At 70.0% G+C, this 19240-nt stretch carries 22 protein-coding genes; 7 read left to right on the forward strand and 15 right to left on the reverse strand.

All coding sequences use genetic code 11. The features are described from left to right. The first annotated feature begins 48 nt into the window (after positions 1 to 48). Positions 49 to 1116 (forward strand): NADH:flavin oxidoreductase/NADH oxidase, encoded by a 1068-nt coding sequence (locus SVA_RS01395; protein ID WP_096457741.1) that lies wholly within the window; start codon positions 49 to 51, stop codon positions 1114 to 1116. Between the two features lie 34 nt (positions 1117 to 1150). Here the strand turns inward: SVA_RS01395 and SVA_RS01400 are convergent, their stop codons facing one another. From SVA_RS01400 to SVA_RS01415, 4 genes are all read right to left on the reverse strand, one after another. Further along, on the reverse strand, positions 1151 to 1960 hold the full coding sequence (locus tag SVA_RS01400) for a family 1 encapsulin nanocompartment shell protein (RefSeq protein WP_096457744.1): 810 nt from the start codon (positions 1958 to 1960) through the stop codon (positions 1151 to 1153). Then, positions 1957 to 2340: an encapsulin-associated ferritin-like protein gene (locus tag SVA_RS01405; RefSeq protein ID WP_096462775.1), complete on the reverse strand. Its 384-nt coding sequence runs from the start codon at positions 2338 to 2340 to the stop codon at positions 1957 to 1959. Before SVA_RS01405 ends, SVA_RS01400 begins: the two co-directional genes overlap by 4 nt. Before the next feature lie 235 nt (positions 2341 to 2575). Beyond that, entirely contained in the window at positions 2576 to 2824 is a 249-nt protein-coding gene (locus SVA_RS01410; RefSeq protein ID WP_096457747.1) for a hypothetical protein, read from the reverse strand. A 65-nt stretch (positions 2825 to 2889) separates the two neighbouring features. Next, complete coding sequence (locus SVA_RS01415; protein WP_096457752.1) at positions 2890 to 3840, reverse strand: DMT family transporter; 951 nt, start codon at positions 3838 to 3840, stop codon at positions 2890 to 2892. 264 nt (positions 3841 to 4104) lie between these two features. Here SVA_RS01415 and SVA_RS01420 point away from each other — a divergent pair, with 264 nt between their 5' ends. From SVA_RS01420 to SVA_RS01430, 3 genes are all read left to right on the forward strand, one after another. Then, positions 4105 to 4524, forward strand: coding sequence for a YajD family HNH nuclease (locus SVA_RS01420; protein ID WP_169923917.1), 420 nt, complete (start codon positions 4105 to 4107; stop codon positions 4522 to 4524). A gap of 96 nt (positions 4525 to 4620) precedes the next feature. After that, the gene (locus tag SVA_RS01425; RefSeq protein WP_169923918.1) at positions 4621 to 5400 is read left to right on the forward strand and encodes a CYTH domain-containing protein; all 780 of its coding nucleotides are present in this window, start codon (positions 4621 to 4623) and stop codon (positions 5398 to 5400) included. Positions 5401 to 5429: 29 nt separating this feature from the next. Further along, the gene (locus SVA_RS01430) at positions 5430 to 5960 is read left to right on the forward strand and encodes a glycine cleavage system transcriptional repressor (protein WP_096457759.1); all 531 of its coding nucleotides are present in this window, start codon (positions 5430 to 5432) and stop codon (positions 5958 to 5960) included. A 47-nt stretch (positions 5961 to 6007) separates the two neighbouring features. Here the strand turns inward: SVA_RS01430 and SVA_RS01435 are convergent, their stop codons facing one another. The 3 genes from SVA_RS01435 to SVA_RS01445 form a co-directional block, all read right to left on the reverse strand. Beyond that, the gene (locus SVA_RS01435; protein WP_096457762.1) at positions 6008 to 8383 is read right to left on the reverse strand and encodes a putative bifunctional diguanylate cyclase/phosphodiesterase; all 2376 of its coding nucleotides are present in this window, start codon (positions 8381 to 8383) and stop codon (positions 6008 to 6010) included. 96 nt (positions 8384 to 8479) lie between these two features. Then, entirely contained in the window at positions 8480 to 9430 is a 951-nt protein-coding gene (locus SVA_RS01440) for a phosphoribulokinase (RefSeq protein ID WP_096457765.1), read from the reverse strand. Between the two features lie 274 nt (positions 9431 to 9704). After that, positions 9705 to 10214, reverse strand: a complete 510-nt coding sequence (locus SVA_RS01445; protein ID WP_096457768.1) for a hypothetical protein — start codon at positions 10212 to 10214, stop codon at positions 9705 to 9707. A 182-nt stretch (positions 10215 to 10396) separates the two neighbouring features. On the opposite strand from SVA_RS01445, the gene SVA_RS01450 reads away from it, so the two are divergent. Beyond that, positions 10397 to 11275 carry a dienelactone hydrolase family protein gene (locus SVA_RS01450; protein WP_148665343.1) on the forward strand — a complete coding sequence of 293 codons (879 nt, stop codon included), beginning with the start codon at positions 10397 to 10399 and terminating at the stop codon, positions 11273 to 11275. Between the two features lie 204 nt (positions 11276 to 11479). Further along, entirely contained in the window at positions 11480 to 11644 is a 165-nt protein-coding gene (locus SVA_RS19630; protein ID WP_169923919.1) for a hypothetical protein, read from the forward strand. Between the two features lie 48 nt (positions 11645 to 11692). Here SVA_RS19630 and SVA_RS01455 read toward each other — a convergent pair whose 3' ends face one another. Beyond that, positions 11693 to 12181: a CHRD domain-containing protein gene (locus SVA_RS01455; protein ID WP_096457770.1), complete on the reverse strand. Its 489-nt coding sequence runs from the start codon at positions 12179 to 12181 to the stop codon at positions 11693 to 11695. Positions 12182 to 12292: 111 nt separating this feature from the next. Here SVA_RS01455 and SVA_RS01460 point away from each other — a divergent pair, with 111 nt between their 5' ends. Next, positions 12293 to 13030 (forward strand): DUF72 domain-containing protein, encoded by a 738-nt coding sequence (locus SVA_RS01460; RefSeq protein ID WP_197703310.1) that lies wholly within the window; start codon positions 12293 to 12295, stop codon positions 13028 to 13030. Positions 13031 to 13058: 28 nt separating this feature from the next. Here SVA_RS01460 and SVA_RS01465 read toward each other — a convergent pair whose 3' ends face one another. The 7 genes from SVA_RS01465 to SVA_RS01495 form a co-directional block, all read right to left on the reverse strand. Continuing rightward, positions 13059 to 14312: a diguanylate cyclase domain-containing protein gene (locus tag SVA_RS01465; protein WP_096457776.1), complete on the reverse strand. Its 1254-nt coding sequence runs from the start codon at positions 14310 to 14312 to the stop codon at positions 13059 to 13061. 85 nt (positions 14313 to 14397) lie between these two features. Then, on the reverse strand, positions 14398 to 14895 hold the full coding sequence (locus SVA_RS01470; RefSeq protein ID WP_096462779.1) for a TPM domain-containing protein: 498 nt from the start codon (positions 14893 to 14895) through the stop codon (positions 14398 to 14400). Continuing rightward, positions 14895 to 15782, reverse strand: coding sequence for a TPM domain-containing protein (locus SVA_RS01475; RefSeq protein WP_197703311.1), 888 nt, complete (start codon positions 15780 to 15782; stop codon positions 14895 to 14897). Before SVA_RS01475 ends, SVA_RS01470 begins: the two co-directional genes overlap by 1 nt. Positions 15783 to 15792: 10 nt before the next feature. After that, complete coding sequence (locus SVA_RS01480) at positions 15793 to 16425, reverse strand: LemA family protein (RefSeq protein ID WP_096457779.1); 633 nt, start codon at positions 16423 to 16425, stop codon at positions 15793 to 15795. Between the two features lie 143 nt (positions 16426 to 16568). Then, positions 16569 to 17399, reverse strand: a complete 831-nt coding sequence (locus tag SVA_RS01485) for an inositol monophosphatase family protein (RefSeq protein WP_148665344.1) — start codon at positions 17397 to 17399, stop codon at positions 16569 to 16571. A gap of 447 nt (positions 17400 to 17846) precedes the next feature. After that, positions 17847 to 18056 carry a ChaB family protein gene (locus SVA_RS01490; protein WP_096457785.1) on the reverse strand — a complete coding sequence of 70 codons (210 nt, stop codon included), beginning with the start codon at positions 18054 to 18056 and terminating at the stop codon, positions 17847 to 17849. 26 nt (positions 18057 to 18082) lie between these two features. Next, positions 18083 to 19195, reverse strand: a complete 1113-nt coding sequence (locus SVA_RS01495; RefSeq protein WP_096457788.1) for a sulfite oxidase — start codon at positions 19193 to 19195, stop codon at positions 18083 to 18085. Positions 19196 to 19240 lie beyond the last annotated feature (45 nt).

Raw genomic sequence — 19240 nt, forward strand, 5'->3', positions numbered from 1 at the left:
GCACCGAACAATACTTGCCTGACCCCTTCAACAGCCCGGAGCTTCTTGGTGTCTCGGCTCTTCACGCCCCTGCGACTGCGCGGGCTCGCGTTCAGGAACCGCGTCTTCGTCTCGCCGATGTGCCAGTACTCGGCGGCCGAGGGCGTGCCGAACCACTGGCACCTCGTGCACCTCGGCAGCCGCGCGGTGGGCGGCGCCGCGCTCGTCCTCGCCGAAGCGAGCGCGGTCTCGGCCCGCGGACGCATCTCGCCTCGCGACACCGGCATCTGGTCGCCGGAGCAGGTGGAGGCGTTCCGGCCCATCGCGCGCTTCATCAAGCAGCAGGGCGCCGTGTCCGGAATCCAGCTGGCGCACGCCGGGCGCAAGGCGTCGACGCGGGAGCCCTGGAAGGGCGGGACGCCCATTCCGCCGGGCGAAGGCGGCTGGCAGCCGCTCGCGCCGAGCGCGATCCCGTTCACCGAGGCGCATACCGTCCCGCATGCGCTGACCCGCGACGAGATCGACGGCATCGTCGAGCAGTTCATCCTCGCGGCCCGCAACGCACGCGCCGCCGGCTTCGAGGTGGTCGAGCTGCACATGGCCCACGGCTACCTGCTGCACGAGTTCCTCTCGCCGCTCTCCAACCATCGGGCCGACGAGTACGGCGGAAGCCTCGAAGGCCGCGCCGAGCTGCCGCTGCGGGTCGCGCGCGCGGTGCGCGAGCTCTGGCCGGACGACCTTCCGGTCTTCGCGCGGATCTCGGCAACCGACTGGGCGGAGGGGGGGTGGGATCTACCGCAATCCGTCCAGTTCGCGAAGTGGCTGCGCGAGGCGGGCATCGATCTCATCGACTGCTCGAGCGGCGGACTCGTCCCGGGCGCGCGCGTGCCCGCCACCCCCGGTTACCAGGTGCCGTTCGCCGCGGCGATCCGGGCGCAGGTCGGCATCCCGACCGGCGCGGTCGGCCTGGTCACGGATCCCATGCAGGCGGAGCAGATCATCGCGAACGGACAGGCGGACGCCGTGCTCCTCGCGCGCGAGCTCCTGCGCGACCCCTACTGGCCGCTGCACGCCGCACGCAAGCTGGGCGCCGACGTCGCGTGGCCGGACCAGTACCTGCGGGCGAAGCCGGATTGAGGAACCGGATCACGTCCGGCGTCCCTGCGGGTCCTCATCTTTTTTCGTACGCGAGCGGGACGGCCGCTTCCGGCGAGAGGACGCGGAAGGTGAAGCTTTCCTGAAGATACAGGCGAACCGCCGTCGCCGTGTGGTCGAGATAGCCGATGGAGAAGTCCTGGCCGACGGTGAGCTCGAAGTCGCCGCCGCGCAGGCTGAGCACCGCGGCGCCGTCGACCGCAGGGGCCCACACGATCGGGCCGTCGAGCAGCCGGCGCACGTGCTCGATCACGGGGAAGCCGCCGATCAGGGTCTTGTTGAGGCCGGTGAAGCAGCGCGGGCCGAGCGCGATCGCGTAGGGTCCGTCGACGCCCGCGCTGCGCAGCTTGTGGGTCGCCTCGGCCACGATGCCGAGGTAGGCGGTGTAGTCCTCCGTGATGGCGCAGCTGCTCGTCGCGCCGGCTTCGATGATCCCCCGGATGCCGGCGTCGGCGTAGCCGTGGAAGACGGCGCGGTCCTCGGCGTGCGCCGCGGCGCGCGCCGCCTGCCGGACCGGATCGAGGTTCGGATCCTTCGCGCCGCGCCCGACCGCCTCGAGCTCCTCGCGCGAGAGCTCGAACGGCACGCGCAGCTCGACCAGCGCCTGGGTATTGCGCACGCGCGCTTCCACGCCCTTCTCCGGCGCCGCCTCGAGCCGCTCGGCCCGTCCGAGCGTGATGGCCGACGCGTCCCAGCCGAGCGGACCCGCGAAGTCGACGAGCTTGCGCGCCGCGAGGGTGACCTTGAGCGCACGCCGGGCCTCGGATTCGATCTGCTCCCAGGCCTCGCTGGAGACCGGTGCGAGCTCGCGCAGAAGGTCGTTCATCGCCGCACCTCCCCGCGCAGGCTGCCGATGCCGAGCGAGCCGTCACGCGGCGCCTCGTCGCCCTGCTCGGCCTCGTCGAGCTCTTCTTCCTTCTCGAGCACCGACTTGTCGATGAAGAGGTAGTTGCGCAGATGGGCGTCGAGCTGCGGGTCGCGCCGGCGCAGCCACTCGAGCACCATCGCCGCGTGTTCCTTCTCCTCGTCGCGGTTGTGCGCGAGGATCGCCGCGAGCTCTTCGTCTTTCGTCGCATCGACGCGCTGGTCGTACCAGTCGACCGCCTCGAGCTCTTCCATGATCGACACGATCGCCCGGTGGCGGTCGACGGTTTCCGGTTTGAGCGACTCGAGGTGCTCGTGATATCCCGCGCTCGATTCGGCCATGGGGTTCCCTCCGTGGTTTGCCTTCAGGTTGCGGTGATCGGCGATTATCGCCTGCCTTGCGCCGAGCATAACCGCAGCGTGCGCATGCGTCGGCCGCGCACACGTCAGGGTTAAACGCTGCGAATCGTCGCGCGGGCGGCGACGAAGGATGACCCGTGCCGCGACAGGGTGCGGACGCCGTCGACAGGGAAAAAAGGGAGGGGGTCCCGGCCGCGACGCGACCGGGACCGTGAAGTCACTGGATATCGAGGATCTTCATGGCGCGGGCAAGCGTGTCGACCGACTCCTGATGCTTGCCCTGCTTGTGGTACTCCTCGCCCTGCGCGCGCAGGCGCCGGACTTCGGCGAGCTGATCCCCGCTCACCGTCGGGCCTTTGGCCAGAGCGGCGTCGATCTTTTTCATGTCCATCGGGCAGTGGAACGCGAGGGCCGTGCCCGTCGAGAGCGCGAGCCCGAGGGCGAGGGCGTATGCCAGCGGTTTCATCGATTGCCTCCTGTCGGTTTGTGGCGGGGTAAGGGTCATACGCCGTAAACAGTCCGGCAACCCGATTATTCCCGATGCCGTCCGGAAGCTTCCGCGCCGGGCGCCTCGCGACGCCGGGCTCCCGCCCGGTCGACGGCCGCGCGCACGAGGGCGGGGAGATGCGCCCCCCACTGGTGAACGGCGAGGCCGCCGAGCACGAGCGCCGTCCCCGACCAGACCGCGGCCGTCACGGGCTCGCCGTCCACCACGTGACCGAGCAGCAGCGCGAGGACGGGCGAGACGAGCGTCAGCAGCGCGACCGCGCCAGCAGGCGCGCGCTTGAGCAGGTAATAGAAGAGCGTGAAGCCGAGCGCGGAGGCCACCAGGCCCAGGTAGAGGATGGACCAGAGCGCCGGTACCGATACCTCCGCCGGTGCGCGGCCGTCGAACACGAGCCAGGTCGCGAGGAAGAGCGGCGCGGCGTACACGAGGGCCCCGGTCGTCACCGAAAGCGGCGCCAGGCCGCCTCCCGCGCGCTTCACCAGCACGAGGCTCAGCGCGTTGATGGCGATCCCGAAAAGCAGCACGGCGATCCCCTCCGCCGCGCGCGGACCGAGCAGCGAGCCTTCGTGAAAGATCAGGACGAGACCGAGAAGCCCGAGCATCTGCCCACCCGCTTTCGTCGGCGTGAGGCCGCGTTCGTCGAGCAGCCAGCGCGCGAACAGCGCGGTCACGAACGGCGTGAGCCCGAAGAGCACCGCGATCAGTCCCGAGGGGACGTACTGCGAAGCCCAGTAGACGCACAGCATCGCGCCGTACACCGCGATCGAGGCGGCCGCGTAAGTGCGCCGCGCCGCGCGGTCGAAGGGCAGCCGGATCCTCAGCCCGCGCGCGAGCGCCAGGCAGAACACGGCCGCCAGGCCCATGCGCGCGACCGCGCCGAGCAGGAAACCGGCTCCTTCGGCGCTCCACTTGACGGCGAGCGGCGTCGTGGACCAGATCAGCGCGACCGCGAGATAGGCGGCAGGGGCGGACATCGCATTACTCCCTTGAAACGAAAAAGGCCACAGAACGGTGTCCTGTGGCCTCGTGGTGTCGAAAATCGGGAACGGTACGGGTCAGACGACTCCAGGCACACAGGCGCGCGCCATCCGCCGGACGGCGGAACCTCCCCGGGGGCGCGGTACTCGGTGTGCGGCTTCGTGCATGCACCGAGTGTAGCCGCCCGACGCCGACGGCTTCAAGCCGGTTGCAGCGACCTGCACGCTGCCGGTAACCTGCCGGCATTGGGAGCAGGATCGATGGCAACACGACAGGGGCCGCGCAAACCGCCGGGCGGCTCGATCAATTCCGAGAAGCTCGACCGGATCGTCGCGCGGGCGCGCAAGGAGGCGGACGCGCGCATGCTCGGCTACCGCGAGCAGTCGCTGCGCCTGCACCCGCACGTGTGCGCTCGCTGCGGGCGCGAGTTCACGCGCGAGAACCTCCACGAGCTGACGGTGCACCACAAGGACCATAACCACGACCACAACCCGCCCGACGGCAGCAACTGGGAAAACCTCTGTCTGTACTGCCACGACTGGGAACACCAGAAATACTCGCACCTGGTGCGCGGCGCGGGCGCGGCCTTCGGCCTCACGGCCCGGGCGAAGGCGAAGCCGGCCACCCACAGCCCGTTCGCCGGCCTCAAGGACCTGCTCGACAAGAAGGAAGAAAGTTGAAGGTTTGATGCGTCCATGTTGGATTACCGGGGCGCGCGACGCCCACGACGATTCGGCATTCAGGATTCAACATCCACCAGCGTCCTGCCCTTTTCCATGAACCCGACCGAAGACATCGAGATCGAGTCCAAGCTCGTCGTGATCTCCGACAGGACCGAGGAGATCCTCGAGGGAATTGCGGCCACCGGGGAGCTGGCCGGCCTCACGCTCGTCCCGATGACGGAGCAGAGCATCCGCGACATCTATTTCGACACCCGGTCGCACGCCCTCCGTGCCGCGGACCTGGCGCTGCGGCTGCGCCGGGTGAACTGGACCTCGGTACTGGGGCTGAAGGGGAAGTCGCGGCGCGTCGCGGGCGCCATCGAACGGCTGGAAGTGGAACGTCCGTGGTCGGCCGACGGCCTCGCGGAGATCGCCGGCCTCCTGCGCCGCTACGGGGCGCCGGTCGCGGAGGGCGCGACGCCGCCCGCGGTGCACGAGCCGGAGCCGGCGCTCGAATCGCTGGGGTTGCTGCCGATCCAGGAGCGGCTGACGCAACGGGCGCGGCGTCAGATCGTCGACCGCGAGCGGGCGGTCGTCGGCGAGCTGGCGATCGACCGTTCCGTCTTCGTTTTCGAGGGGTCCCGCGTTCGCCACTTCGAGATCGAGATCGAGGCGGCCGGCCGGGAAAGGTTCGGCGGCATGGCGGCGCTGAGCGCGGCGCTGCTGGCCGCCTGGCCGGGCGAGCTCCGCCCGTGGGAGCACAGCAAGGTCGCGACGGGTCGTGCGATCGAGCACTTGATGGCCACGCGCCCGCCTGCGCTCCTGATGGGCTCGAGCGGCGGGTTCAACGAAGCGGCCTACGAGGCGATGGACCGGTGGTTGCGCGCCCCGTGAACCGGCCCGCCCCCGGCTGATCTTCCGGCATGAAGAAGCACATCGTCATCTGCGCCCTCGGCACGGACCGCCCCGGCATACTGCGCGACCTCGTGAAGTCGATCGCGGATCTCGGGTGCTCCGTCGCCGACTCGCGCGTGACCGTGCTCGGCAACGAGTTCGTGCTGACCCTGCTCGCCACCGGCACCTGGAACGCCGTCGCCAAGCTCGAGAGCCAGGTGCCGACGATCGGCAAGCGCCTCGAGCTCGACATCACCGCGCGGCGCACCGAGGCGCGCACGCCGCGCCAGGACATGCTGCCCTACGTCGTCGACGTCGCGGCGCTGGACCAGCCCGGCATCCTCTTCGATATCGCCGACTTCTTCGCCTCCCGCGACATCAACATCGACGAGCTCAGCACCTGGACCTACGCCGCGAACAACACCGGCGCGCCCATGATCTCGATCAGCATGAACGTCAGCATCCCCGCCGACCTGCACATCGGCCGGCTGCGCGACGACTTCACGGACTTCTGCGACAGCCTGAACCTCGACGCGACCCTCGAACCCGCGCGCCGCTAGCGTCCGATCCGACGACGCGCACGTCGCGTTCCCGCGTTTTGCCGATCTCAACCTCCGACCGGCTCAAACACGGCGCGCGCGTGCCCGTGACCGGCGAGCCAGCGCCGCAGCTCGCCGCCGGGAAGCGGCGCGCACAGCAGGGTGCCCTGAACGAGGTCGCAATCGGCCTGCTCCAGGAGCTCCAGCACTTCGACGCTCTCGACCCCTTCCGCCACCACCTGCAGCCCCAGGTTGTGCGCGAGGTTGATCGTCGAGCGAACGAGAATCGCGTCGTTGTCGTCGTGCGCCATGTCGCGCACGAACGAGGCGTCTATCTTGAGCGAGGACACGGGCAGGCGCTTCAGGTAGGCCAGCGAGGAATACCCCGTGCCGAAATCGTCGATCGCGATGCGAACCCCGAGCGCATGCAGCCGCATCAGCGTTTCCCGCGCGCGCCCCGGATCCGTGATGAGCGCGCTTTCGGTGATCTCCACCTCGATGTTCGCGGCCGGCACGCGATAACGCTCCAGCACCTCGGCGATGTCGTCGGGCAGCGCGCTGTCGAGCAGGTTGCGCGCCGAGATGTTGAAGGCGACGTCGAGCCCGAGTCCCTCCGCCCGCCACGCCCGACATTGCGCCGCCGCATGCTCGGCGACCCAGTGCGTCAGGGGGCGCACGAGCGTGCTCCGCTCGACCTTGGGGCAGAAGTCGGCGGGCATGATGAGCCCGTCGACGGGATGGTGCCACCGGACCAGGGCCTCGACGCCGATCGTGCGCCGGTCGCGCAGGCGAAGCTTCGGCTGGAAGTGCAGCACGAGCTGGTCCCGGGTCATGGCCGTGGCGAAATCGCTCAGGATCGCGAGCTGGCGCGGGCTGTAGACGTCCTGGTCCGGGTCGTATACCGCGTGTCCCTCGTGGCTCTTCTTCGCGACGTACATCGCGACATCCGCCCGCCGCAGCAGGGTGGTCGGATCGCGCCCGTGGTCCGGGCTGAGGGCGATGCCGACGCTGGCGTCGATCTGTACCGTGAGCTCCGCGAGCCCGAAGGGCCGTTGGATCTCGGCGAGCACGCGGCCGGCCCAATCGACCGCCTGCGCCCGATCGGCGACCGGGCAGACGAGCAGGGCGAACTCGTCGCCGCCGAGGCGCGCGAGCAGGTGATCCGGGCTCAGCAACGCCTGCAACCGCGGTCCGATCTGGCGCAGCAGCTGGTCTCCCGCCTGGTGCCCCAGGGTGTCGTTGATCTCCTTGAACCCGTCGAGGTCGATCAGGAGCAGCGCGAGCCGGCGACCCGGCTGTTCGCGCATCAGCTCTTCCAGGCGGGCGTGGAGCGCGTCGCGGTTGACGAGCTGTGTCAGCGAATCGTGCGTCGCCTGGTATTCGAGCGCGGTGGTATGGCGGCGGCGCTCGGCGGCGTGCCATCCGCGCACGAGCATCACGCGGTACGCGGTGACGCTCACCACCGCGCCCACCACCAGCAGCACCCAGGGGAGGTGCCGGTCGATCGGGTCCTGGAACGACGGCAGGGAGGCGAAGGCGAGCGTCCATGTCCGCCCGGCCAGCTGGATCTGCGTGGTTTCGCGGTAACGCGGGGGACTGTCGGCGAGCAGCCGCCGTCCCGCCTCGTCGCCCAGCAGCAGGCGCGACTCCTCGACGACCGGCCCGTCGTACAGGCGGAAATCGATGTCGATGGTGGGAAGCCCCTCGCGCCACTCGATCGCGCGGTGCAGGTCTCCGGGCAGGACGGTGGCGAAGACGAAGCCGAGCAGGGCGGCCCGGCGCTCCTCCACCGTGCGCAGCGGTCGCCCCGATTCGTAGAGCGGGAGGAACAGCATGAAGCCGGGCGCGGTCCCGCCGTCGTCCGCGAAGGCGATGCGCTCCGTCGCGGCCGGCTGGCCGGTGTCGCGCGCGCGGTCCATCGCCTCGGCGCAGGGTACCTGGTCGCGGGGATCGTTCCCGAGCGACGGGAGGCCCGCCGCGAACGGCTCGATGAAGATCACGGCGAAGCGCTCGCGCCCGTCCGCCCGGGCCGGCGCGGCCGGCGCGTCGCATGGCCCGGGCGTGCGCACCGCGCCGGGCGCCCAGCGGCCGCGCCGTTCTTCGCGCACGGCGAAGCCCATGCTTCGGATGCCGCGATAGCGCTGCCCCAGGCCGATCGCGTCGGCGTAGCGCTGGAACTCGGCGCGGCTGATCGCCGCGCTCGCATAGAAGAGACCGCGCGCCGCGTAGAGCGCGTCGAACGTGCTCTCCACGCGCTCGACGATCGCGGCCGTGGTGCGATCGACCGCCTCCCTGAAATAGCGCCGCTCGCCCTCGGCCACGCCGGCGACAGCGAGCCAGGCGACGGCGAGCGAGAGCAGCAGGCCGGCACCGAGAACGAAAAGGGGCAGGCGGTCCAGGGACAGCAGCAGGCGGAACAGGGCCGGACGTCGCGGACGCGGCACTGGAGAATCTCTGTCGGGAACGGCGCCTACTCTAACGCCGCGCGGAAGCGAAGTGGAGCGCCACGGCGTAGCCCCGCGCGCGGCAGGGCCACGCGGTCAGGATGCCTCTTCGTGCCGCCGTTTTTCGCAGAGCTCGTGAATCAACGGCGTGCAGATGACCTCGAGCGCCATCTGCATCTTCCCGCCCGGCACCACCATGGTGTTGGGGCGCGACATGAACGAGCCGTGCAGGCGCTTCAGCAGGTTGGGGAAGTGGAACTTCTGCGGCTCGCGGAAGCGGATGACGACGACGCTTTCGTCCGCCGAGGGGACGTCGCGCGCGATGAAGGGGTTCGAGGTGTCGACGACCGGCACCCGCTGGAAGTTGATGTCGCTGATGGTGAACTGCGGCACGATGAAATGGATGTAGTCGCGCAGGCGGCGCAGGATGGTGTCGGTGACCGCTTCGGGCGTATGCCCCTTGATGCGCGTGTCGCGGTGGATCTTCTGTATCCACTCGAGGTTGACGACCGGGGCGACGCCGATCAGCAGGTCCACGTACTGCGCCACGTCCACGCCGCCGTCGCCGTCCCGCCGCCGCCGCTCGATGACCCAGGGGTTGTGCGACGGGCTCATCTGCCGCCGGGTCCACGTGCGCGCCACGACGCCGCCGTGCAACCCTTCGTAGAAGAGGAGATCGGTGCCGGTGGGGAGCGGCTCCCACGGCGTGAAGGTCCCCGGCGCCCGCCCGAAGCGGTCGCCGGTGTCCTCGGTGACGTAATGCCGGATCTTTCCCGTGCCGTGCTCGGCGTACTCGCGGAACAACGCCTCGAGCTCGCTGAGCAGGTTCGCCTCCGGGCCGAAGTGGCTCACCATGCGCCCTTCCTTGAATGTGCGCGCGATGAAGGCGTTCATCTCGTCGCGCCCGTAGCGCAGGAAGGCGTCGCCCTCGACGAACGCGGCGCTCAGCCCTTCCCGGCGGAAGATGTCCTGGAACGCCTGGCGTACGGTCGTCGTCCCCGCGCCCGAGGAGCCGCTGACCGCGACGATGGGGTACTTGACCGACATGCGAGAGCCCTGCGGGCAAAGGGACCGCTATCTTTTGGTATCGGCGCCCGCCCGGTCAACCGTTGCGGCCGGGACGCCTTAAGTGATTGAAAGGCCGTGCCTGCACGGCGCGGCCCGACCTCCCGGAGACCGATGCGAACGATCCCGGGCGCCGGCCTCGCAGACCCGGCATGCCGCGCCTCTTCCGGCGATCGGGCTGCGCGCGACCGGGCCCCTCGCCCGGACGCGGCGGAGCTCCATGCCCCGACAGCCGCGCGCTCTTCGTACAACCGGATCAGGACGCGAGCGCGAGCTCCGCGCCGTCGAAGCGCACCCTGAACTTCAGGCGGCCCTGCGGGTCGCTGCGGTTCGTCTCGTACACGCCGATCTCGCCGCCCTTTCTCAGGACCATCATCTCGACCGGGGTGCGGACCCGAGGACCGCTGCCCCCTTCGGGAATCCAGCCCTTCGCGACCGTCAGCGTCTCGCGCGGCGGGTTGTACCAGGTGCGGCAGCCGGGCGCCGCGCGCGCCTCGAGCTTGACCAGCGCCTGATCGTCGTCCCGGCCGGTCGGTGGCACGAGCCGATACGAGGCGCGACGACGGTCGTCGTCGTTGGGGACGAGCGCGAGCGAGCAGCTCGTCACCGCGCCGTTCGTCGAACTGCTCGCCAGAGCGTCCTCGATCTGCACCCGGCGAAAATCGGGCTCGTTGCGCGGGTCGCCGACCGGCACGTGCGGGTAGGGCTCGTCGACGAAGTCGATTCCGGGCGTCATCCCGTTTTCGGTCACCGTATAGCACTTCATGGTCGTCTCCTCCTTCCAGCTTCTTCTTCTCCTGCGCCGCCGCGGCGATGCGGGCGGATGCAAAAAAATCTATATGGCAAACCGGCCCGTGAAAACGCCGATGACCAAAGGGGTATTGCCGTCGGGCCCCCGAGGGGCGCGTGGTAGTATCGGCGTTCCGCCCGATCCCGAGAGCCGCCCACATGGAAAAAGAATTCGAAGAAGAACTGAAAAGCCTGTCGCCGGTGGTGCCCTTCACGCGCCGCCACTTCGTGATGACGATGCTCGCCTCCGGTTTCGCGCTCGCGGTGAAACCGATCGCGGCGCAGACGGCCATCACGACGGACACGGCGGGGCTGACCGCCGGCGAGGTGAAGATCCCCGTCGCGGACGGGGCCATCCCCGCGTACCGCGCGATGCCCGCAAAGGGCACGCGTTTTCCGACCGTCGTGGTGGTGCAGGAAATCTTCGGCGTGCACGAGCACATCAAGGACGTCTGCCGCCGGCTCGCCAAGCAGGGTTACCTCGCGGTCGCCCCGGAGCTCTACGCGCGCCAGGGCGACGTATCGAAGATGCCCGACGTCAAGGAGATCCTGGCCAAAGTGGTATCGAAGGTGCCGGACAAGCAGGTGTTGTCGGACATCGACGCGACCTTCGCCTGGGCGACGAAGAGCGACAAGGGCGACGCCGGACGGCAGGGTATTACCGGCTTCTGCTGGGGCGGCCGCATCGTCTGGCTCTACGCCGCGCACAACCCGAAGCTCAAGGCCGGCGTCGCCTGGTACGGACGGCTGACCTCCGAGGCGAACGAGCGCACGCCGCGCCATCCGCTGGACTTGGCCGGCGAGCTCGAGGCACCCGTGCTCGGCCTCTACGGCGGCGCCGATGCGGGCATCCCGCTCGATACCGTCGAGCGCATGCGCGCGGCGATCAAGGCGGCGGGCGGAAAATCGGAGATCGTAGTTTACGCGGATGCCCCGCATGCGTTCCTCGCCGATTACCGGCCGAGCTACCGCAAGGAGCCCGCCGAGGACGGGTGGCGGCGCATGCTCGCCTGGTTCAAGCAGCACGGTGTGGCGTAGGAACGGATATCGAATGCTCGATGCCGAGTGTCGATCGACGAGCGCGCGGCGCGCATTTTCGATTAACCATTTAAATACCCAACGCTCGAAATCGCCCGGAACTGTGCCAAGGCGGTCAGGTCCATCGGCTTGAGGCGGTATGCCGCCGTTGGGGCGTGCCCGCCGGTCATCCCACCAGGTAGCGCTCAGGCGCAGGAGGCAGCCATGTGCTACGAGTACTGGCGTTTCGGAAGGAAGGAAACGGACGAAGAGCGGGCCCGCCGGGAAGCGGACGCGGCCATCGAGCGGGCACGGACCGAAAGGAAGCCGAAGCCTAAGGCGCCGGCCGAGGAACGCCCCGTTACCGCCGAAGAGCCGGCCACCGGCTGACCCCGATTCGTTTTTGACCCCGCTGCGGCGGGGTTTTGTTTTGGCGCCTCAGCGAAGCGGGCCGCGGATCTCGCCCGAGGGAACGAGGGTCGAATGGACGTTCACGTAGGCGGCGCCGGCGCGTATGGCCCCGACGAGCTCATCGAGCTCTCCGCTCGCGATCCCCTGTGTCGACGGCCCGATGACGTCCCCGGCCTGGAATACGCCGCGCACCGTGCCTCCCGGGTCAGGGCAGCCCGGGGTGCCGGGCGGCGGGTTGGCGAGGTTGGAGCAGAGAAAGACGGCGATGCCGCCGTTCACGCCGGGCTGGCCGAAATGAATGTGCGCCTGCTGCACGGCGCCCTCGAGACCGCGGTAGCTCAACTCGTAGCGCACGGTGCCGGCGGCGTCATCGATGTCCGCCGTGAAACTGCCCGTTCCCGCGGTCGAAACGGCCGGCACCTCGTCGAGGCCGGAGAGGACCGCCTGCCTCGTTTCGGCGTGGAGGGTCAACGGCAAGACCGCCGGCGCAGCGGCGATGAGACGCAGGAGGAGCATGGCAGTGCCTCCACGGTGTTTCGACAGATGCTAGTGAAGCGGCCGGTCGGGGCGCCATTGGTACCGGTCTTTAGGCGAACGCGAGCGCGGGCTTGAGGCATGACACCGCACGTGGGTACCAGCGGATACAGCTACGCGGCCTGGAAGGGCCGTTTCTATCCGCCGCGCCTTCCTGCCGCCGACATGCTCGGCTACTACGCCGAGCGCTTCGACACGGTGGAGATCAACGCGAGCTTCTACCGCTTTCCCTCCGTCGAGATGCTGGACGGTTGGGCGGCCCGGGTACCGGGCGATTTCGCCTTCGCCTTCAAGGCGCCTCGGCGGATCACGCACGACTACCGCCTCGGCAAGCCGGAGGACGCGCGCGCCTTCATGGAGCGGGTGGGGCGCCTGGGTCCCCGGTTCGCCGCCGCGCTGTTTCAGCTGCCCCCGTCCTTTCACCGCGACCTGCCGCGGCTCGAGGGCGTGCTGGCGGCGCTGCCCCGCGGGGCGCGCGCGGCCTTCGAGTTTCGCCACGTCTCGTGGCTCGACGAGGCCGTGTACGTCCTGCTCGAGGCCCACAACGCGGCGCTCTGCCTCGCCGACGTCGACGACGCGGAGACGCCGCCGTTGGCGGCGACCGCGGACTGGGGCTATCTGCGTCTGCGACGCGCGGATTACAGCGAGGCGGCGCTTGCGGACTGGGCGCGGCGCGTGCGCGGGCAGGGCTGGGCGCAGGCGTACGTCTACTTCAAGCACGAGGACGAGGCGCGCGGGCCCGAATACGCGCGCCGGTTCAAGGCGTTGATCGACGACCGGGGCGCTCCGGCGAAGCCCGCCGAGCCCGATCGGGCGGACGTGTCGAGGTAGGCGGGACGCGGCGGCGCCGGGGCGCCGCTCAGGCGGGCACGATGCCGGTTTGACCGCTTTCGCGCGCCCGGGCGAGCGCGTCGTCCGCCCGGGCGACGAACGCCGCGACGTCCTCGCCGGCCGCGTAGAGCACGAGCACGCCGACGAAGGGAGGCAGCGGGAAGCTCCGGCCCTCGTGCGCGACGTGGGTCTCGGTCGCGCGCTTGTGCGCCTTCTCCAGGGCGCGCTGCGCGCCGTCCTTGCGCGTATCGGGGAACATCACGGCGTACAGGTCGCGGTCGTAGAGCGCTACGCGGTCGTAGGCCCGGAAGTTCGACAGGATCTCCACCGCGTAGCAGCGCAGTACCGCCTCGGACGCCTCCGCGCCGTGCTCCTCGGCGACGCGCTCCAGCCCTTCGATGGCGATCAGACCGAGCGCGAGCGAAGAGCCGGAGCGCTTGATGCGCTTGATCTCCGTCTCCACCTCCCGCACGAAGGCCTCGCGCCGCGGCAGCGCGCCGGTCCGCCCGTTGGCGCGCGAAGCCCGCGGCGTTGGCAGCAGGCGCGGCCGTTTGGCCGCCTCGGTGCGCGTCTTCTCGAGATCGGTGCGCAGCTTGTCGCGCTCCGCCTCGAGCACGCTCAGGTGCTCGCTCGTCTTCAGAAGCTTGTCCTCCAGCGCGTCCCGCTGGCGCGCGAGCTCGTCCAGGCTCTTCATCCACGCCTGCTTGAGCTTGTGGTAGTCCTTCACGGTTCCGTAGATCGCCTGCCATGCGTCCTTCTCGGAACGCAGCAGTGCCTGGTACTTCTCGGTGCGTTCCGCGGTCGACTGCTCGGACTGCTCGGACGGCCGTTCGATCACGCCCTCGAGCGGGGCTTCGTTCGGGGCCTCGGCCGCCGGCGGGGTGGCCGCAGGCAGGCCGAGCGTCACCTCCTCGATGATCGGGGCGTCCTCGAATCCGCCCGGCGGTTCCGGCAGCCGCTCGCTCGCGTACGCCGGAGAGGGGGACGGGTCGTCGAAGTCGGGCAGGTAGGGGCTGATGTGCTGCTGGAGCAGTCGTGCGCGAATGCGCATGCCGGGGAGCGTGACGGGGTCGTTCGCGTAGGCCTCGAGCTGCCCGTGCAGCTCGCTCAGGCACTCTCCGGTGATGTTGCCGAGGCGGCGGTGCTTGCGCAGCACCCGGCTGATCAGGCCATAGAGCTCGCCGCCCTCGACCGTGCCGCGCAGGGACTCCAGGTGGCGCGTGATGGTCTCCACCACGCGCGCGTCGATCACAGCGGGACCCGCCACCGGCACCGCGGCCATTCTTTTTGTTTGTCGCTCCGGGGAGAAAAGCACGACGAAATGTACCGGCGTTGCCGCAAAAGCACAATATGGAGTGGTGATCGGTTCACAGTATCACCGGTCTGTTGCTGATCTCGTTCGCGCCCGGGCCGCTGCGCGGGAAGTGGCGCGCGAGCAGCGCGCGGGCCGCCTCGATCCCCGCGAGCGCGCCGTCGTGGAACCGGCCCTCGCGGAAGGCCGCTTCCATCGCGCGGCAGATACGCTCCCACTCGCCGGGATCCACGCGCGCGTTCAGGCCGCGATCGGCGAGGATCTCCACGTCGTGGTCCGCGAGCAGCACGTAGATCAGGACACCGTCGTTCTTCTCGGTGTCCCAGACGCGCAGCTGCGAGTAGACCTCGAGCGCACGCGCGCGGGCCGACTGTCCGCGCATCAGCGAACCGAGCTCGAGTGCCGCCTCGACGGCGAAGCAGATCTGGCCCTCGTGCGTGGCCTCCGCCGCGCGAATCGCCTGCTCGATCGCCCGCATCGTCGCGGGCGAGAACGCCCGCCGCACCCGCCAGGGCGGCACGAGGAGATGCCGTATCAGCCTGCGCACGTCCATCACCATCGACCGGATGCCCCGCCCCCGCCGAATCCGCCCCCGCCTCCGCCGCCGAAACCGCCTCCGCCCCCGCCGAATCCGCCCCCTCCGCCGTAGCCGCCGCTCGACCATCCGCCGTAGCCGCCGCGCCGGGTGCGCACGCCGCCGACGAGCGTGAAGACGAAGACGAACAGGCTGAAGAGGAGGGCGGCGATCAGCGAGCCGACGATGATCCACACGACGACGGCCGTGATGCCGCCGGCGGCGAGCGCGCCGACGAAGCGCCCCAGCACGGCGCGCAGGATCCCGCCCAGCACGAACACGGCCACGAAGGCGAAGGGCAACGCCTGCTCCCAGCGCGACCACGAGGTGTCGCGCGCCTCCGGCGGAGGGAGCGGCTCGCCGTCGATCAGCCGCACGATGCGGTTCACGCCCGCGGCGATGCCCCCGTAGTAATCGCCCTGCTTGAAGAACGGCACGATGACTTCCTCGATCACGCGGTTCGCCACCGCGTCCGGTATCACTCCCTCGAGTCCGTACCCCACCTCGATGCGCAGCGCCCGGTCCTCGAGGGCGACGAGCAGCAGGACGCCGTCGTCGATCCCCGCCCGGCCGGGCTTCCACGCCTCCGCCACGCGGATGCCGTACTGCTCGATGGTTTCGGGCTCCGTCGTGGGCACGATGAGCACCGCGATCTGCGATCCCTTGCGCGCCTCGAAGGCGGCGAGCTCGCGCTCCAGGGTTTCGCGCTGCGCGCGCGTGAGGGTATTCGTCAGGTCGGTGACGCGCGCCTGGAACGGCGGCACCGCGACATCGGCGTGTCCCGCCGGCGCGAGAAGCGCGAGCAGGAGCGCCGCCGCGACGGCGCGCGCGAGGAGACGGACCGATGGCGCGCGCGGGGCGATCAAGCGCGGCGGATCAGCGCGAGTATTCGCTCGGGACGTTGGGCGGCGGCGCCGGCTGCCCGGCGCCGAAATCGACCTTCGGCGGGCGCGCGATCTCGCGCTCGTTCTCCACCGTGAAATTCGGTTTGGTCTCGAAGCCGAACAGCATCGCCGTGAGATTGCTCGGGAAGGACCGCACGGTGACGTTGTACTCCTGCACCGATTTGATGTAGCGGTTGCGCGCCACGGCGATCCGGTTCTCGGTGCCTTCGAGCTGCGCCTGCAGGTCGCGGAACGCGGCGTCGGCCTTGAGCTGCGGGTAGTTCTCGACGACCGCGAGGAGCCGGGACAGCGCCGACGTCATCTCGCCCTGCGCCTGCTGGAACCGCCGGAACGCCTCCGGGTCGTTGATGAGCTCGGGCGTCGCCTGGATCTGGCTCACGCGCGCGCGTGCCTCGGTGACCTGGGTCAGCACCTCGCGCTCGTGCGCAGCGTACCCTTTGACCACGTTCACGAGGTTGGGCACGAGGTCGGCGCGGCGCTGGTACTGGTTCAGCACCTCGGACCAGGCCGCGTTGATCTGCTCGTCGTTGCGCTGAAGCGTGTTGTATCCGCAGCCGGACAGCGCGAGCAGCACGACGAGAGCGAGCGCGAAACGCAAACGCATGAGTGAGTCCTCCGCGGGATCGCGAAGCGCAGATTATAGAGTCGCCCGACCGCGGGGACCATGCGCCCGCCTCGCGGCCACTGCGCGCCGTTCTCGAGGCGGGAACGAGGGGGCGATGCGCCGAGCGGGCGCGTCGCGCTGCGTCAAGGCTGGGGCCCGGCGGCTCCGATGACGGCGAGGATGCGTTCCACGAGCGCCGGTTTGCCGAACACGCTGCTGTAGATGCGCTGACCGCCCGGGAGCTCGAACTCGCGCACCGTGCGGTAGGCGCCGCCGGCCTCCTCGACCGCGATGCGCGCGGCGGCGAGGTCCCAGAGGCTGTCGTGGAAATCCACCATCGCGTCGGCCGCGCCCGTCGCGACCAGCGTGTGGCCGTAGCACGAACGGTAGATGCGGTGGTTGGGGAACGTCCGGGCCAGCGCGTCGAAGGTGGCGCCCTCGTCGCGGTAACGGATGAAGTTGCCGCGCGCCGACAGGATCACCCGGGCCCGGTCGTCCCCGACCTCGGGCGGCAGGTCGGCGAGGCGCGAGCGCTGGCAGCGGTAATAGGTGCCGTGGCCGTAGGCCGCGCTCGCGCGCAGGCCGAGCGCGGTGTGCTCGAGGATGCCCACGATCGGCTCGCCCTTGTAGTGCAGGGCGAGGATGGTCCCGAAGGTCGGCACGCGGTGCACGAAGTCCTCGGTGCCGTCGATCGGGTCGAGAATCCACTGGAGCGCGGAGTCGGGATGACGCGCCGGCAGCTCCTCGCCGATGATCCCGTGGCAGGCGAAGCGCTCCTCGATGGCCGCGCGCAGCCGCTCCTCCACCTGGATGTCCGTGCTGGTGACGAGCGTGCCGTCGGGCTTGTGCTTCACGCTGAAGCCGGCCGCGAGCGCGCCCTGGATGATCTCGCGCGCCTCGTCGGCGAGCGCGATGGCCGCTTCGTAGAGGTGCTCGATCTCGTCGGCCGCGAGCTCGGTGCGGGGGTCGATCATCGCGCCATTGTACTGCGCGGCGCCCGCGGCAGGCAGGCGATCGTCCGCAACAATCGGATACAAAACCGCGAGCCGCCGAAATTCCGGTGAAACCTCCGGCCGCCAGATTGGCGCCCTCGGGACGGCCAGCCGATGGACCTCTTGCTCAACCTCGCCAATCTCCTCTACCTGGGTGCGTACTTCGTGCGCGATGTCCTGTGGCTCAGACTGCTCTCGCTCGTTGGCGCGGCTGTCTCGTGCCGTACTTCTACGCGCAGCCGCAGCCTTTCATGCAGGTGGTGTACTGGAACCTCGTGTTCGCGGGGCTCAATGTCTATCTGGATCGGGCGACTCGCGCTCGAGCGGGCGCCGTGGGCAAGGCGCCGGTTCGCCCGGCCGGGCGAGGCGGTCACGCCGGAAGGCGCGAGTGCCGGGCGGAGGTGAGCAGGGACCGGCCCGGGAAGCGGATCACTTGCGGACCCACCGGTCACCGGTCTTTTCATAGACGCGCTTCACCGCCGCCCAGGCGATGCGGTGCGCGATCTCCTCGCGTCGCGCTTCGTCGGCGTGCTGCTGCCAGGCGTGGTTGAAGGCGGCGAGGTAGATTTCCTGCGCGTGTCCCGGCAGGTGCGCGCGCACGCGGGGCGGCAGATCGGCGATGTCGTCGTAGGGAGCCATGTCGGTCCGGTCGTGCCCGGCCTCCGCTATTCCACGAGCACCTCGACGCGCTGGGCCATGTTGTTGCCCATCCCCTGGCGGGTCCAGTATTGCGCGGTCGGCTGTACGTTTCCCTCGCTGTCCGTCGCGCGCACGCAGAGCGCATGCCGGCCGGGCGTCGCGTTCCATTCGCAGGTCCAGCCGCGCCAGGCGTGCGGCGAGAAGGGCTCGTCGAGCGCGCACGGCGACCAGGTGTCGCCGCCGTCGGTGCTGAGCTCCACGCGCGCCACGGCCGCGCGACCCGCCCATGCGCGCCCCGCGAGCGTGACCGCCCCCGCCGCGACCAGCCGCACGCGCGTGCGGAAGTCCGGGATGCCGGGCGGGATCATGAGGGCGCGAACGCGCATCAGGGTCACCGGGTCGCCGGGGTCGTCCGCGGACCGGGAGTAGCGGTACGTGCCCGTCATCTGGTAGCCGCGAAACGGCTCGACGACCGCGTCGATGCGGTCGAGCCACTTCACGCTCGTCATGCCGTACCAGCCCGGCACGAGCAGTCGCAGCGGGAAGCCGTGCTGCGGCTCGAGCGGGCGGCCGTTCATGGCGTAGGCGAGGAGCACCTCCTCGCGCCGGGCCTCGGCGACGCTCAGGCTGCGCTGATAGTGCTGCACCTCGTCGCCCTGCACGCCGCGATCGAGGCCGGTGAAGAGGATTTCCACCGCCTCGTTCCGCAACCCGGCCTCGTCCAGCAGCCCGCGCAGCGGGGTGCCCGTCCACTCCGCCGTGCTCACCGCCTCGACGAGCCACGGCTGGCTGACCGGCCTCGGTTCGAGCAGCGCGCGCCCGTTGCCCGCGCACTCCATGGTGACGGGCACGGTGACGACGGGGCGTTTTTTCAGTTCGTCGAGCGTCAGCGCGAGAGGCAGGCGCACCGCTCCGCCGATCCGCAGGCGCCACGACCGCACGTCGATGTGCGGGATATCGAAATGGACGAGCAGGTAATGCATCCCGCTCGGTGTGACCGGATACCGCAGCCCCTCGAGCGGCATGCCGCGGTTGCGATTGGCAAGCTGCACCTCCTCGCGATGGAACCGGTCGTCCGTCGTCAGGCCGTCCTCACCTCCCGGTCGCGGGAAACGTCCCGCCGATCGCCGTGCATCCATGGCACCACCTCCACTTGGTAAGCGGGCAGTGACCGGTGTCGCGTG

The sequence above is a fragment of the Sulfurifustis variabilis genome (assembly GCF_002355415.1).
Lineage (GTDB): Bacteria > Pseudomonadota > Gammaproteobacteria > Acidiferrobacterales > Sulfurifustaceae > Sulfurifustis > Sulfurifustis variabilis.

Coding starts and splice junctions, on each gene's coding strand:
- SVA_RS01400 (WP_096457744.1), bottom strand. CDS start 1,960: ATGAACGACCTTCTGCGCGAGCTCGCACCGGTCTCCAGCGAGGCCTGG.
- SVA_RS01405 (WP_096462775.1), bottom strand. CDS start 2,340: ATGGCCGAATCGAGCGCGGGATATCACGAGCACCTCGAGTCGCTCAAA.
- SVA_RS01410 (WP_096457747.1), bottom strand. CDS start 2,824: ATGAAACCGCTGGCATACGCCCTCGCCCTCGGGCTCGCGCTCTCGACG.
- SVA_RS01415 (WP_096457752.1), bottom strand. CDS start 3,840: ATGTCCGCCCCTGCCGCCTATCTCGCGGTCGCGCTGATCTGGTCCACG.
- SVA_RS01420 (WP_169923917.1), top strand. CDS start 4,105: ATGGCAACACGACAGGGGCCGCGCAAACCGCCGGGCGGCTCGATCAAT.
- SVA_RS01425 (WP_169923918.1), top strand. CDS start 4,621: ATGAACCCGACCGAAGACATCGAGATCGAGTCCAAGCTCGTCGTGATC.
- SVA_RS01430 (WP_096457759.1), top strand. CDS start 5,430: ATGAAGAAGCACATCGTCATCTGCGCCCTCGGCACGGACCGCCCCGGC.
- SVA_RS01440 (WP_096457765.1), bottom strand. CDS start 9,430: ATGTCGGTCAAGTACCCCATCGTCGCGGTCAGCGGCTCCTCGGGCGCG.
- SVA_RS01445 (WP_096457768.1), bottom strand. CDS start 10,214: ATGAAGTGCTATACGGTGACCGAAAACGGGATGACGCCCGGAATCGAC.
- SVA_RS01450 (WP_148665343.1), top strand. CDS start 10,397: ATGGAAAAAGAATTCGAAGAAGAACTGAAAAGCCTGTCGCCGGTGGTG.
- SVA_RS19630 (WP_169923919.1), top strand. CDS start 11,480: ATGTGCTACGAGTACTGGCGTTTCGGAAGGAAGGAAACGGACGAAGAG.
- SVA_RS01455 (WP_096457770.1), bottom strand. CDS start 12,181: ATGCTCCTCCTGCGTCTCATCGCCGCTGCGCCGGCGGTCTTGCCGTTG.
- SVA_RS01465 (WP_096457776.1), bottom strand. CDS start 14,312: ATGGCCGCGGTGCCGGTGGCGGGTCCCGCTGTGATCGACGCGCGCGTG.
- SVA_RS01470 (WP_096462779.1), bottom strand. CDS start 14,895: ATGGACGTGCGCAGGCTGATACGGCATCTCCTCGTGCCGCCCTGGCGG.
- SVA_RS01480 (WP_096457779.1), bottom strand. CDS start 16,425: ATGCGTTTGCGTTTCGCGCTCGCTCTCGTCGTGCTGCTCGCGCTGTCC.
- SVA_RS01485 (WP_148665344.1), bottom strand. CDS start 17,399: ATGATCGACCCCCGCACCGAGCTCGCGGCCGACGAGATCGAGCACCTC.
- SVA_RS01490 (WP_096457785.1), bottom strand. CDS start 18,056: ATGGCTCCCTACGACGACATCGCCGATCTGCCGCCCCGCGTGCGCGCG.
- SVA_RS01495 (WP_096457788.1), bottom strand. CDS start 19,195: ATGGATGCACGGCGATCGGCGGGACGTTTCCCGCGACCGGGAGGTGAG.